General features: G+C 70.6%; 11 protein-coding genes. 10 read left to right on the forward strand and 1 reads right to left on the reverse strand.

From position 1 onward, the window contains the following. The first annotated feature begins 84 nt into the window (after positions 1 to 84). The 9 genes from ACWEOO_RS25045 to ACWEOO_RS25085 are packed head-to-tail and all read left to right on the forward strand — an operon-like array spanning position 85 to position 11647. Complete coding sequence (locus ACWEOO_RS25045) at positions 85 to 1461, forward strand: MFS transporter (protein WP_452145067.1); 1377 nt, start codon at positions 85 to 87, stop codon at positions 1459 to 1461. Further along, on the forward strand, positions 1458 to 3572 hold the full coding sequence (locus tag ACWEOO_RS25050; protein ID WP_452145068.1) for a molybdopterin oxidoreductase family protein: 2115 nt from the start codon (positions 1458 to 1460) through the stop codon (positions 3570 to 3572). The genes ACWEOO_RS25045 and ACWEOO_RS25050 overlap by 4 nt, the downstream gene beginning before the upstream one ends. Beyond that, positions 3569 to 7465, forward strand: a complete 3897-nt coding sequence (gene nirB, locus ACWEOO_RS25055; RefSeq protein WP_452145069.1) for a nitrite reductase large subunit NirB — start codon at positions 3569 to 3571, stop codon at positions 7463 to 7465. The genes ACWEOO_RS25050 and nirB overlap by 4 nt, the downstream gene beginning before the upstream one ends. Next, positions 7462 to 7800, forward strand: a complete 339-nt coding sequence (gene nirD, locus ACWEOO_RS25060) for a nitrite reductase small subunit NirD (protein ID WP_359935106.1) — start codon at positions 7462 to 7464, stop codon at positions 7798 to 7800. The genes nirB and nirD overlap by 4 nt, the downstream gene beginning before the upstream one ends. Further along, positions 7797 to 8924, forward strand: a complete 1128-nt coding sequence (locus tag ACWEOO_RS25065; protein WP_355696452.1) for a uroporphyrinogen-III synthase — start codon at positions 7797 to 7799, stop codon at positions 8922 to 8924. Before nirD ends, ACWEOO_RS25065 begins: the two co-directional genes overlap by 4 nt. After that, positions 8921 to 9604 carry a sirohydrochlorin chelatase gene (locus tag ACWEOO_RS25070; protein ID WP_452145070.1) on the forward strand — a complete coding sequence of 228 codons (684 nt, stop codon included), beginning with the start codon at positions 8921 to 8923 and terminating at the stop codon, positions 9602 to 9604. The genes ACWEOO_RS25065 and ACWEOO_RS25070 overlap by 4 nt, the downstream gene beginning before the upstream one ends. A 29-nt stretch (positions 9605 to 9633) precedes the next feature. Next, positions 9634 to 10932, forward strand: coding sequence for a hypothetical protein (locus ACWEOO_RS25075; RefSeq protein WP_452145071.1), 1299 nt, complete (start codon positions 9634 to 9636; stop codon positions 10930 to 10932). A 36-nt stretch (positions 10933 to 10968) separates the two neighbouring features. After that, entirely contained in the window at positions 10969 to 11193 is a 225-nt protein-coding gene (locus ACWEOO_RS25080; protein WP_359935112.1) for a hypothetical protein, read from the forward strand. 19 nt (positions 11194 to 11212) lie between these two features. Next, on the forward strand, positions 11213 to 11647 hold the full coding sequence (locus tag ACWEOO_RS25085) for an SRPBCC family protein (protein WP_452145072.1): 435 nt from the start codon (positions 11213 to 11215) through the stop codon (positions 11645 to 11647). 3 nt (positions 11648 to 11650) lie between these two features. Here ACWEOO_RS25085 and ACWEOO_RS25090 read toward each other — a convergent pair whose 3' ends face one another. Beyond that, positions 11651 to 12052, reverse strand: coding sequence for a MerR family transcriptional regulator (locus ACWEOO_RS25090; RefSeq protein ID WP_363710410.1), 402 nt, complete (start codon positions 12050 to 12052; stop codon positions 11651 to 11653). 68 nt (positions 12053 to 12120) lie between these two features. Between ACWEOO_RS25090 and ACWEOO_RS25095 the strand changes: the two genes are divergently transcribed. After that, positions 12121 to 13284 (forward strand): acyl-CoA dehydrogenase family protein, encoded by a 1164-nt coding sequence (locus tag ACWEOO_RS25095; RefSeq protein WP_452145073.1) that lies wholly within the window; start codon positions 12121 to 12123, stop codon positions 13282 to 13284. Positions 13285 to 13320 lie beyond the last annotated feature (36 nt).

Below are 13320 nucleotides of genomic sequence, written 5' to 3' on the forward strand. Positions count from 1 at the left end.
CGTAACAACAAGATGACTACTCGGAAACACCCCGGTCATAACGTCCAGGCCTAATCAGTGAGGTCGGATGATCGGAGACTTGCGATGACGCTCGAGGCACGACAAGCGACCGTCGCCAACCGCGGCCAGACAGACGGCAGTGGCGCGGTGGGTACGGTCGAGGCGCCGCGGCGCGGGCGCTGGATCGACGTCTGGGATCCCGAGGACGCCACGTTCTGGGCCGGGAAGGGCCGGGCGCTGGCCCGGCGGAACCTGTGGCCCTCGATCTTCGCCGAGTTCCTCGGTTTCTCGGTGTGGCAGCTGTGGAGCATCGTCGTGGTGTCGATGCCGAAGGCCGGCTTCACCTACAGCACCGATCAGCTGTTCTGGCTGGTCGCGCTGCCGAGCCTGGTCGGCGCGACGCTGCGGTTGCCGTACACGTTCGCCGTACCGCGGTTCGGCGGGCGGAACTGGACGGTGTTCTCGGCGCTCCTGCTGCTCGTCCCGACCACCGGGCTGGCGTACTTCATGACGCAGCCGGACACGCCGTTCTGGCTGATGGGCCTGGTCGCGGCGACCGCGGGCGTCGGCGGCGGCAACTTCGCCAGCAGCATGACGAACATCTCGTTCTTCTACCCGGAGAAGGAGAAGGGCTTCGCGCTCGGCGTGAACGCGGCCGGCGGCAACCTCGGCGTCGCCGTGGTGCAGCTGCTGGTCCCGGTGGTGATCGTCGCCGGCGCCGGTCTGTCGCTGAACCGGTCCGGCCTGATGTGGCTGCCGCTGATCGTGCTGGCCGCGTTCTGGGCCTGGAAGGCGATGGCCAACCTGTCGGTCGCGAACTCGTCGTTCCGGACGTCGATCGCCGCGGCGAAGCGACCGCACACGTGGGTGATCTCGTTCCTCTACATCGGCACGTTCGGGTCGTTCATCGGCTTCGGCGCCGCGTTTCCGCTGCTGATCAAGACCACGTTCCCCGACATCACGCCGGCGCACTACGCGTTCCTCGGCGCGCTGGTCGGGTCGGTCTCGCGGCCGTTCGGCGGCAGGCTCGCCGACCGGGTCGGCGGTGCGTGGGTGACGGTCTGCTCGTTCGTGGTGATGGGCCTCGGAATCCTGTCCGCGGTGTTCGCGCTGAAGGCGGAAAGTTTCCCCGCGTTCCTGCTCAGTTTCCTGGTCCTGTTCGTGGCCAGCGGCATCGCGAACGGGTCGACGTACCGGATGATTCCGGCGGTTTTCCGGCTTACCACGCCGGGTGACCCGGGCCGGGCCCGGCGGGAGGCGGCGGCCTGTATCGGGATCGCCTCCGCGGTCGGCGCGTACGGCGGTTTCCTGGTCCCGCGCGGGTTCGCGATGTCGACGAGCCACTTCGGCTCGCTGATCCCCGCGCTGTACGTGTTCTGTGGCTTCTACGTGGTCTGCCTCGCGGTGACGTACTTCTGCTACCTGCGCAAGGGTGGCCCGCTCACCCAGGAGCGCGTGTGACTTCTACCCACTGTCCGTACTGCGCTCTGCAGTGCGCCACCACGCTGCACCCGGTCGCGCGACCGGGTGCCGTGGAGGTGCGGCCTCGCGACTTTCCCACCAACCGGGGTGGGTTGTGCCGGAAGGGCTGGACGGCGCCCGAGGTCCTTACGGTGCCGGACCGGCTGACCGTGCCGCTCGTCCGCAACGCGGCGGGCGACCTGGTGGAGACGAGCTGGGACGCCGCGCTGGACTTCGTGACCGAGCGGATCGAGGCGCTGCAGGCCGCCCACGGGCGGGACGCGATCGCCGTGTTCGGTGGCGGCGGGCTGACGAACGAGAAGGCGTACGCGCTGGGCAAGTTCGCCCGGGTGGCGCTGAGGACCGCGAACGTGGACTACAACGGCCGGTTCTGTATGTCGTCCGCCGCGGCGGCGACGAACCGGGCGTTCGGGATCGACCGCGGACTGCCGTTTCCGCTGGCCGATCTGGGCGGGGCCGGTGCTGTCCTGCTGGTCGGCAGCAACATCGCGGAAACCATGCCGCCGGCCGTGGCACATCTGCAGGGCGCACGCGACTCGGGTGGACTTCTGGTCGTCGACCCGCGTCGCTCCGCCACCGCAGGCCTGACCGAGGAAAACGCCGGCATTCACCTGCAGGCAACGCCGGGGACGGACCTCGCGCTGGTGCTCGCGCTCACCCACGTCGTACTGCAGGAAGGCTTGGCGGACACCGCATTCCTGGCCGAACGGGTCGACGACCCCGACGTGCTGATTCGTTCTACGGCGTCGTGGTGGCCGGAGCGGGCCGAGCGGGTCACTGGTGTGCCCGCCGCCACGATCCGGCGGGCCGCTCGAGTGCTGGCCGCGGCCGCACCGGTGCACGGCGGCGCCGGGGCGTTCATCCTCACCGGACGTGGAGCCGAGCAGCACAGCAAGGGCACGGACACGGTGACCGCTTGTATCAACCTCGCGTTGGCGCTCGGGTTGCCCGGGCGGGTGGGGAATGGATACGGGTGCATCACCGGGCAGGGGAACGGGCAGGGCGGGCGCGAGCACGGGCAGAAGGCGGATCAGCTCCCCGGGTATCGGAGCATCGAGGACCCGGCGGCACGCTCGCACGTTGCGCAGGTCTGGGGTATGGACCCCGAGGACTTGCCGCGGTCCGGGAAGAGCGCTGTCGAGCTGATCGATTCGCTCGGTACGGCGGATGGTCCGAAAGCGCTGTTCGTGCACGGGAGCAACCTGCTGGTGTCGGCGCCCAATCTCGCCTCGGTGCGGGAACGGCTGTCTGCGCTGGATCTGTTGGTGGTCGCAGACGTGGTGCCGTCCGAGACGGCGCTGCTGGCGGACGTGGTGTTCCCGGTGACGCAGTGGGCCGAGGAAGAAGGCACCATGACGTCGCTCGAAGGGCGGGTGCTGCGGCGGCGTGCCGCGGCGACCGCTCCGGGTGAGGTGCGCAGCGACCTCGCGGTGTTCGCGGGGATCGCGGAAAGGCTCGGAATCGCAGGGTTTTCCGCCGACCCCCGCGAAGTGTTCGAGGAGCTGCGGCGGGCGAGCGCCGGCGGAAAGGCCGACTATTCCGGGATTTCCTGGGCGCGGCTGGACGCGGACGAGGCGCTCTTCTGGCCGGTGCCGCACGACGGGCATCCGGGCACGCCGCGGCTGTTCGCCGACGGTTTCCCGACCGCGGACGGCCGGGCCCACGTCGTACCGGTCGATCACCGGCCGGTGGCGGACGATCTCAACGCCGACGCACCGCTCTATCTGGTGACGGGGCGGTTGCTGCAGCACTACCAGAGCGGTGCGCAGACGCGGCGTGTTCCGGAGCTGGCGGAGGCCGAGCCGGAGGTGTACGCCGAGATCCACCCGCGGGTCGCCGCGCAGCTCGGGATCGGCGACGGCCGCCCGGTGCGGCTGCGTACGGCGCGCGGGTCGATGGTGCTGCCGGCCCGCGTGACGGCCGACGTCCGGCCGGACACCGTTTTCGTGCCGTTCCACTTCGGTGGCGCGGAGGCGGTCAACGAGCTGACCAACGACGTCCTCGACCCGGTGTCGCGGATGCCCGAGTTCAAGGCGTGTGCCGTCGAAGTCACCGCCGCTGCCCTGCCAGCGACGGGAGTGCCGGCATGAGAGTAGTGATCATCGGCGGTGGAATGGCCGGCCGGCGGCTGGCCGAGCTGCTGCCGCCGGACGACGTGACGGTCCTCGGCGACGAGCCGTCGTACAACAGAGGCCGGCTGACCGAGTACGTCGCGGGCCGCGCAGAGGTTGCTCGCGGCAACGAGCCGAGAGCAATCGCGGTCGCGGTCGACCGGCGGCGACAGGTGGTGACAGACGCCGAGGGATGCCAGTATCCGTACGACCGGCTGGTCTTCGCGACCGGCGCGGTGCCGGTTGTGCCGGAAGGAGTCGGCCCGGCGGCGGGCATTCGTACGCTGCGGTCGGCCGACGATGCCGAGGCGATCGTCGCCGAGGCGGCGCAGGTACGGCGCGCGGTGGTGCTGGGCGGCGGCGTACTCGGCGTCGAGACGGCCTGTGCGCTGCGTGAACGCGGCGTCGCGGTGACCCTGGTCCACGACGGGGAAACCCTTCTGGACAAGACGGTTCGGCCGTCCGCGGGACGGAGGGTGACGCGCGCCGTCCGGCGGCTCGGCGCCGAGGTGCTCCTCAACGCGGAGCTGGCCGGCGCCGACACGAAGGACGGCCGGTTTCGCCGCCTGAGGTTGCGGAACGGCTCCGAGGTGTACGGCGAACTCCTGGTCGTGGCGTGCGGTGTGCGCGCGCGAACCGAGCTGGCGGACGGCCTGACGGTGCGCGGTGGGATCGTCGTCGACGGCACGCTGACGAGCCCGGACGATCCGCGCGTGCACGCGATCGGCGACTGTGCCGAGATCGAAGGCCGGCTGACCGGCACGGTCGAGTCCGCATGGACACAGGCCGAGGCGCTGGCGAAACACCTGACCGGCGAGGCCGCCCAGCTGCCGGACTACGAGGTCGTGCGGGTGACCGCCGGCGGACTCGACCTGCTCGTCCTCGGCGACAAGGACGAGGACGGCGAGGTGGTGCGGCTCGAGGACGACGCGCGCTACGTACGAGCCGTCCTGCGTGACGGCGTGGTGCGCTCGGCCGTTGCGGTCGGTGCGCCGGACGTCGCCGCGGAGCTGGTGCTGCTGGCGGACCGGGGCACGCCGGTGGTCGCGGACGGGCTGCTCGGCACGCCGCCCGCCGTACCGACGAAGAAGAAGGTGGCGACCGTCTGCAGGTGCAACGGCGTCACCAGGGTCGCGATCGAGGCGGCCTGGCGTGGAGGTGCCGACAGTGTCGCCGGCATCGCCGCCACGACGCGGGCGACGACCGGGTGCGGCAGTTGCACCGGCGCCGTCGGCGAACTGCTCGACCGCTTCCGGCGCGGCGAGACCGAACCAGTCCCGAGCAGGAGGGCGACGATGGCAGAGCTGAACAAGGCCAAGCACGTGGTGGTGGTCGGTGGCGGAATGGTCGCCCACCGGCTGGTCGAGGCGCTCCGGCAACGCGACACCGAGACCACCTACCGGATCACGGTCTTCGGCGAGGAGCCGCGGCTGCCGTACGACCGCGTCGCACTGACCAGCTACTTCTCCGGCCGCGACCCGCACGATCTCTCGCTCGGCGACCCGGGCCTCTGGGACGACCCAGCGGTCAACCTGCGCAAGGGCGTCCAGATCACGTCGATCGACACCAAGGCCATGACCGTCACGACGGCCCGCGGCGAAGAGGTCCTGTACGACGAGCTCGTACTGGCGACCGGTTCCGCGGCGTTCGTGCCGCCGGTGAAGAACAACGACGCGCAAGGCTGCTTCGTCTACCGGACCATCGACGACGTCGCCGCGCTGCGGGTGTACGTCGAGCGACTGAAGAGCGAGGGCAAGCAGGTCAACGGCGTCGTGGTCGGCGGCGGCCTGCTCGGCCTCGAAGCGGCCGGTGCGCTACGGGCGCTCGGCGCCGGGACGAAGGTCGTCGAGTTCGCGCCGCGGCTGATGCCGCTGCAGGTCGACGAGGGCGGCGGTTCCGCGTTGGCCCGGTTGATCGAGGGCCTCGACGTCGACGTCCTGACCGGGACGCAGTGTCAGCGCGTGAAGCTGACCTCGCAGGGCGCGGCGCGTGCGATGGGCGTTGCCGACGGCCCCGATCTGCCCGCCGATGTGGTCGTGTTCGCGGCCGGTGTCCGGCCGCGTGACGAACTCGGTCGCGAAGCGGGGCTGCAGATCGGGGAACGGGGCGGCGTCGTGGTCGACGAGGCCTGCCGGACGTCGGTTCCCGGTGTCTGGGCGATCGGCGAAGTCGCTTGTATCGAAGGGCGGGTCTGGGGCCTGATCGCCCCCGGCTACACGATGGCAGAGATCGTCGCCGACCGGTTGCTCGGTGGCGAGGCGACCTTCCCGGGCGCGGACACGTCGACGAAGCTGAAGCTCCTCGGTGTCGACGTGGCGAGCTTCGGCGACGCGTTCGGCGCCACCGAGGGCGCGCTGGACATCGTGTACGCCGACCCGGTCGCGGGGGTCTACAAGAAGCTCGTGCTGTCCGACGACGCCCGTACGCTGCTCGGCGGCATCCTGGTCGGCGACGCGTCGGCGTACTCCGGACTGCGGCCGATGGTCGGTCGCGAGCTCGGCGCGGACCCGGCCGCGTTCCTGCTGCCGGAAGGCGCCGGGCCGGTGCAGCTCGAGCTGCCCGACGACGCGCCCGTCTGCTCCTGCAACAACGTCGATGCCGGCACGATCCGCTGCGCCGTCCGCGACGAGGGCTGCACCGACATCAAGTCGGTCTGCGGCAAGACCAAGGCCGGCACGTCCTGCGGATCCTGCCTGCCGATCGTCAAGAACCTGCTGAACAGCGAGCTCACCAAGGCCGGCGTCGAGGTCAGCAAGGCGCTGTGCGAGCACTTCGCGCTGTCCCGGGCCGAGCTGTTCGACGTCGTCCGGATCACCGAGCTGCGGACGTTCAGCGAGATCGTCGAGCGGCACGGCACCGGCCGCGGCTGCGACATCTGCAAGCCCGTCGTCGGGTCGATCCTGGCGAGTCTCGACCCGGCCGGTCACGTGCTCGAAGGCGAACGCGCGACGCTGCAGGACACCAACGACCACGTGATGGCCAACATGCAGAAGGACGGCACGTACTCGGTCGTCCCGCGGATCCCCGGCGGTGAGATCACGCCCGAGGGGCTGATCACGATCGGCGAGGTGGCCCGCGACTTCGGCCTGTACACGAAGATCACCGGCGGCCAGCGCGTCGACCTGTTCGGGGCCCGGATCGAGCAGCTGCCGGCGATCTGGAAACGGCTGGTCGACGCGGGCTTCGAGTCGGGCCACGCGTACGGCAAGGCGCTGCGGACCGTGAAGTCGTGTGTCGGGTCGACGTGGTGCCGGTACGGCGTCCAGGACTCGGTCGGGATGGCGATCGCGCTGGAGCTGCGGTACCGCGGGCTGCGCTCGCCGCACAAGCTCAAGCTCGGCGTCTCCGGCTGTGCGCGCGAATGCGCGGAGGCGCGCGGCAAGGACGTCGGCGTGATCGCGACCGAGAAGGGCTGGAACCTGTACGTCGGCGGCAACGGCGGGATGACGCCGCGGCACGCGGAACTGCTCGCGTCCGACCTGACCGACGAGCAGCTGTTCCAGGCGATCGACCGGTTCCTCATGTACTACGTGCGGACCGGCGACCGGCTGCAGCGGACCTCGGTGTGGATGCGCGAGATCGGTCTGGACCAGGTGCGGGACGTTGTCCTCAACGACAGCCTCGGGATCGCGGCCGACCTGGACGCGGCGATGGCGAAGCACGTGGATGCGTACGTCGACGAGTGGCGCGCGACGCTGAACGATCCCGACAAGCTGGCCCGGTTCGTGTCGTTCGTGAACGCGCCGGACCAGCCCGACGCCGACCTGCGGTACGTGGTCGAGCGCAACCAGCCGCGCCCGGCCACCTCGGCCGAACGCGGGCAGCTGGAGCCGGTCCTGCTGGCCGGCCCCCGATTGGAGGTACGCCGATGAGTGTCACGGCCGTTGGTACGACGGTGATCTGTGCTGTCGACGCGCTGCTGCCCGAGCGCGGGGTCGCCGCGCTGCTCGGGGACGTGCAGATCGCGTTGTTCCGCACCCACGACGGCGAGGTGTTCGCCATCGGCAACCAGGATCCGTTCAGCGGGGCGAACGTGATGTCGCGGGGCATCGTCGGCAGTCGCGGCGACGTACCGACGGTGGCGTCGCCGATGTTCAAGCAGGTCTTCGATCTGCGCACCGGGGCGTGCCTCGACGATCCGGACGTGTCCCTGCCCGTATATCCGGTCGAGATCGTCGACGGACGGGTCGTGGTGGGTACCCAGTGACGACCAGGCCCGGGCCGCTCAGCGGCTGCACGATCGCGATCACCGCGCACCGGCGCGCGGAGGACCTGATCGCGTCGTTCGAGCGGCGCGGCGCGAAGGTGCTGCACGCGCCGACGCTGCAGATCGTGCCGGTCGCGGACGACCACGCACTGCTCGAGGCGACCCGGCGGGTGATCGCGAACCCGCCGGACGACGTCGTGGTGACCACCGCGGTCGGGTTCCGCGGCTGGATCGAGGCGGCCGACACCGCGGGCCTGGCCGCGGACCTGCTCGGCACGCTGGAGCAGTCGCGGCTCCTCGCCCGCGGCCCGAAGGCGCGCGGCGCGATCCGGGCGGCCGGGCTCGTCGAGCACTGGTCGGCGCGATCGGAGACGACGGCCGAGGTCGTCGACTGGCTGCGCGCGCAGGGCGTCGGCGGGCGGAAGATCGTCGTACAGCTGCACGGCCTGTCGGATCCCGCCCTGCAGGACGCGCTGCGCTCGGCCGGCGCGTCGGTGCGCGGGCTCGAGGTGTACCGGTGGGGCCCGTCGCCCGATCCGGTGCTCGTGGAGCGGATGATCTCGCAGGTCTGCGCGGGCACCGTGGATGCTGTCGTCCACACGTCCGCGCCCGGGGCGCAGGCGATGCTCGACGCGGCGGCGCTGAACGGGCAGTACGACGAGCTGACGTCGTCGCTGCGGACCGGTCGCGTGCTGAACGCCTGCGTCGGCCCGGTGACCGCGGGACCCTTCGTGGCGCTCGGACTGGACCCGCTGGTGCCGGACCGGTACCGGTTGGGTGCGCTGATCCGGATCGTCACCGACAGGCTCACCGACGACAACGCCCGCTCGATCGAGACAGCCTTCGGCCAACTGGTCATCCGCGGCGGCGCGGCCGTGCTCGACGGCGTCGTCCTGCCTTTGGGCCCCGGCCCACGCGCCGTGCTCGCGGCCCTGGTCGCTGCCGGCGGCGACGTGGTCTCCCGCCCCGAGCTGCTCGCCGTACTCCCCGGCGCCGAAGACGTCCACGCCGTCGAGGTCACCGTCAACCGCCTACGCACAGCGGTAGGCCGCCCCGAACTGGTCCGCACAGTAGTCCGCCGCGGCTACCGCCTCGCCGTAGAACCCGCCGGAGTCCCCTCATGACCGACCTCGTCGCGGTAGCCCACGGAACAGCCGACCCGGCCGGCATCCGCGTCGTCCACGACCTGGTTCGGGAGATGGCCGCGCAACGCCCGGACCTCCCGATTTCTTTGGGTTTCGTGGACCTCCTCACTCCGGCGCTCCCGTCGCTGGTCCGGCGCATCACCTCGGACACCGACGACGCCGTCGTGGTCCCGCTGCTGCTCAGCGCCGGTTACCACGTGTACGTCGATGTCGCCGCAGAAGCGCGGCGCTATCCGGGGAGGGTTCGCGCGGCCGGCGCGCTGGGTCCGGATCCGGTCCTGGCAGAGGTTCTGGCCGATCGGCTCGGCGACCTGAACCGCATCGATCACGTCGTACTGGCGGCCGCCGGCTCGTCCGACCCCCGCGCGCTCCTGGACTGCGAGGAAACCGCGGCTCTCCTCGCGCGCCGCATCGACCGCCCGGTGACCGTCGGGTACCTGTCCGGCGCCGGCGACCGCCTCCCGGCCGTCCTCGCCCGCACCCCGGGCCGCGTGGCAGTGGCGAACTATCTCCTGGCCCCAGGCTTCTTCAACTCCCTCGTCCACCGCCACGCCCACGGTCACCAGATCGCGGACCCACTCGGCGCCGACCCCCGCCTCGCCACACTGGCCCTCCAACGCCACGCCGCCGCCCTCCACCCCACCGCCGTCGCCGTCTGATCCCACCCCCAGCCGATAACCTCGCGCCTATGGCGGATTCGGCGATCGCGGCCTGGGGCGCGCTCCTCGACCGATCGGTGGAGCAGATCGCGGCGGCGTCCCAGGACGCGCGCACGTTCGACCGGGAGCTGATCATCAAGGTCTCGGACGTTTGGGACAACAACACGTACCCGTTCGTGAAGGCTGCCCTCGCTCGTGGTGCTCGCCGCGAGCAGCGGGCCGCGGAGGGCATGCGATGGATGGCGGATCTCGGGTCCGAGCGCCGAGCTTGGGTGCTCGAACAGCTGAGGGTCTCGGGGTACGACCTCGAGCTGCCACCGCCGTCGTACCTGGAGGGCGTGCACGGACGGGACTCTGCGGGACGCATCATGCCGACCCAGGACCCTCTGACTGCGGAAGTGGCGGCCCGGATCCGGAACGATTACGTGCTGACGACGGCGGCCGTCAGCACGCTGGTGGTCGAGCGCTCGGGCACGAGATTGCGAGGTCGGCTCTTACTGGTGTTGGAGCGTCGGTACGTGCTCGACGCGGCTGACGTCCCGCCGGCGGAGCTCGACCTGCGTTTCGACGGCATCACCGACGTACGGTTCGACCTCGACGACTCCGACGGGGTGACCATCGATCCGGCCGCCGCGCTGACGATCGGGCAGAACGGGCTGATCCGCGCAGCCCGTGCCACCGCCTGGACTCATGACTCGCACTGGCATCTGTCCGACGCCGGCCGGGCGGCCGATGCGCGGACCTCGGCGAAGATCTGGCGGCCTGTCCCGCCACCTTCGGCAGGCCGTGCGCTCGGAGGTGCGGCCCGGGTGGCTGAGGCCCTTCTGCACTGGGCGATGCTGGAGATCCGGATGGTGCGGTACCCGCATCATGCCGACCGCGCCCCGGTGCATCGCATCGCGCAGGTCCTCGCCGGCGCCGGGTCGGCCATCGTCGCGGCCGGGGCCCGTCGGTGGGGCCGCGAGGCCGCGTTCCGGCGGCTGGTCCAGCAGTGGATCACCCTGGGCGGTGACGAGCTCGCCGAAGTCTTCCGCCGCGTGCTGCTCGACCTGGCACAGGACGAGCACGAGCAGCCCTCGGTACGACGCTTGGCGCGCGAGCTGGCACCCGACGCCGCGGACGAGATCACGCTGCGCACTGCCGAGGCACCCGCGGAGGTGGTGCTGGTGTGCTACTCGGCTCGCCAGGACCCCCATCCACGCGCGGTCGTCATCCAATCCGCCGTACCCGAAGGCACCCGGTGGGTTCTGTGCGGCTCCGAGGTCGAGGATCCGCACCACGTTGCCATCGCCGTACGGGCGGACTCGATCACGGTCGGCCTGGGATGAGTTGTCAGGCGGGCACTGCAGGGGCATCGTGGAGGGATGGCCGGGAAGAAATGGGCTGAGTTGAGCCCTCAGCAGCAGCGGTTGGTCATTGCGGGAGTCGTTGTCGAGAGCGTGTTGAAGGCCGTCGCGCTGGCCGATCTGGCGCGGCGTCCTGCGGCTCAGGTTCGCGGGCCCAAGCCGATGTGGGCCTTGCTCCTCACCCTGTCCAACTCCCTCGGCGTGGCTCCGGTCATCTACTGGTTGTACGGGCGCCGGACGTAGGCGGAATCGGAGGGGCGGCATGCCCGAGGCTGTGCACACGGTTCGGATCCGGCGGCCGGTGGGGGTCGTGTTCGCGTACTTCGCGGACGGCGAGAACGATCCGCAGTGGCGTCCACTGGTGAAGGACATCGTTCGGAACGGACCGATCGGGCCGGGGGTGACGTACCGCCAGCGGATCGCCGGACCCGGCGGCCGCGCGATCCCGTCGGACTACCGCGTCACGGCGTTCGAGCCGGACAGCCACCTGGCGTTCGAGGTCATCGCCGGCCCGGTGCGACCGGTCGGGGATTACCGCTTCACGCCGGTGGCCGACGGGACCGAGGTCACCTTCAAAATCTCGGCCGGACTGTCCGGCCTCAAGAAGCTCCTGATGACCAAGCCGGTTCAGCAGTCGATGAATACCGAGGTCGCCGCCCTCGATCGCGCAAAGGAAATCCTGGAGCAGCAGGGCTAGCGCCTACGAGGACGCTGCCTGGCGGTTGCGGAGGGTGTTCAGGTCGGCGTGGCAGCGGGCCTCCACCTCGGCGAGGTCCTGGAGGGTTTCCTCGATGTCGCGGCGGCGTTGTTCGAGTTCGGTGCGACGGTGGGTGATCTGGTCGAGGAGGTAGACGAGCTGGCCTTCCTCGCCGGGTTCGGCGTCGTACATGTCGACGATCCTGGCGATCTCGTCGAGGGAGAAGCCGAGGCGTTTGCCGCGCAGGATGAGGGCGAGGCGGACGCGGTCGCGCGGGTGGTAGACGCGGGTGGTGCCGCGGCGTTCGGGGGTGAGCAGGCCGCGGTCCTCGTAGAACCGGATCGTGCGGAGCGTGACGTCGTACTCGGCGGCCAGTTCGGCGATCGACCAGGTTTCTGCGGGCACCTGGCTATTGTGCATGCTGCCTAGCGTGCTTTACGTTTACGTAAGCGTCAAGCATGAAGGGGTGCCGCATGTTCGAGTTGTCCGCGGAGCATCAGGAGTTCCGCCGTAGCGTTCGCGACTTCGCGGAGGCGGAGATCGCGCCGCACGCGGCCGAGTGGGACCGCAAGCACTACTTCCCGGTGGAGGTCGTGCAGAAGATGGGGCGGCTCGGGCTGTTCGGGCTGACCGCGCCGGAGGAGTACGGCGGCGCGGGCGGCGACTTCACCAGTCTCTGCGTGGCGATCGAGGAGATCTCCCGGGTCGACCAGTCGATGGGGATCACGCTCGAGGCGGCGGTCGGGCTCGGGATCAACCCGATCCTGACCTTCGGCACCGACGAGCAGAAGGCCACCTGGCTGCCGGACCTGGTCGCGGGCACCAAGCTGGCCGGGTTCGGGCTGACCGAGCCGGAGTCCGGGTCGGACGCCGGCGCCACCAAGACCCGCGCGGTGCTCGACGGCGGCGAGTGGGTGATCGACGGCTCGAAGCAGTTCATCACGAACTCGGGATCCAGCATCACGAGCTGCGTCACCGTCACCGCGCGCACCGGTGAGCGTGCGGACGGCAAGCCGGAGATCTCCACGATCATCGTCCCGAGTGGTACGCCGGGATTCACCGCGGAGGCGGCGTACGACAAGCTCGGCTGGCACGCCAGCGACACGCACCCGCTGTCGCTGGTGAACTGCCGCGTCCCGGAGGCCAACCTGCTCGGCGAGCGCGGCAAGGGGTTCGCGCAGTTCCTCGCCACGCTCGACGACGGCCGGGTCGCGATCGCGGCCGTCGCGCTCGGCTGTCTCCGGGCGTGCCTGGAGATGTCGGTGCAGTACGCCGGTGAGCGCCAGACGTTCGGCGTACCGATCGGGCGGAAGCAGGGCGTCGCGTTCCAGATCGCGGACCTGAAGGTGATGGCCGACGCAGCGGAGCTGCTCGTCTACCGGGCCGCGGCGCTGAAGGACGCCGGAGCGTCGATGGCGGACTTCAAGCAGGCCGCGTCGGTGGCCAAACTGTACGCGACCGAGTCCGCGGTGACCGCGACCCGGATCGCCACCCAGGTCTTCGGCGGCTACGGCTTCATGGAGGAGTACCCGGTCACCCGCTTCTACCGCGACGCCAAGATCCTGGAGATTGGCGAGGGGACGTCGGAAGTCCAGCGCATGCTCATCGCCCGCAGCGTGGGCCTCCCCGTCGAATGAATCGTTACGTCCGAAGAACTGGAGGGAGGTCTGTCC

It is taken from the genome of Kribbella sp. NPDC004138 (assembly GCF_053603655.1).

Bases quoted from the DNA above. Each gene is read 5' to 3' on its own strand.
- ACWEOO_RS25045 (WP_452145067.1), top strand. From the start codon at position 85: ATGACGCTCGAGGCACGACAAGCGACCGTCGCCAACCGCGGCCAGACA.
- nirB (WP_452145069.1), top strand. From the start codon at position 3,569: ATGAGAGTAGTGATCATCGGCGGTGGAATGGCCGGCCGGCGGCTGGCC.
- nirD (WP_359935106.1), top strand. From the start codon at position 7,462: ATGAGTGTCACGGCCGTTGGTACGACGGTGATCTGTGCTGTCGACGCG.
- ACWEOO_RS25070 (WP_452145070.1), top strand. From the start codon at position 8,921: ATGACCGACCTCGTCGCGGTAGCCCACGGAACAGCCGACCCGGCCGGC.
- ACWEOO_RS25075 (WP_452145071.1), top strand. From the start codon at position 9,634: ATGGCGGATTCGGCGATCGCGGCCTGGGGCGCGCTCCTCGACCGATCG.
- ACWEOO_RS25080 (WP_359935112.1), top strand. From the start codon at position 10,969: ATGGCCGGGAAGAAATGGGCTGAGTTGAGCCCTCAGCAGCAGCGGTTG.
- ACWEOO_RS25085 (WP_452145072.1), top strand. From the start codon at position 11,213: ATGCCCGAGGCTGTGCACACGGTTCGGATCCGGCGGCCGGTGGGGGTC.
- ACWEOO_RS25095 (WP_452145073.1), top strand. From the start codon at position 12,121: ATGTTCGAGTTGTCCGCGGAGCATCAGGAGTTCCGCCGTAGCGTTCGC.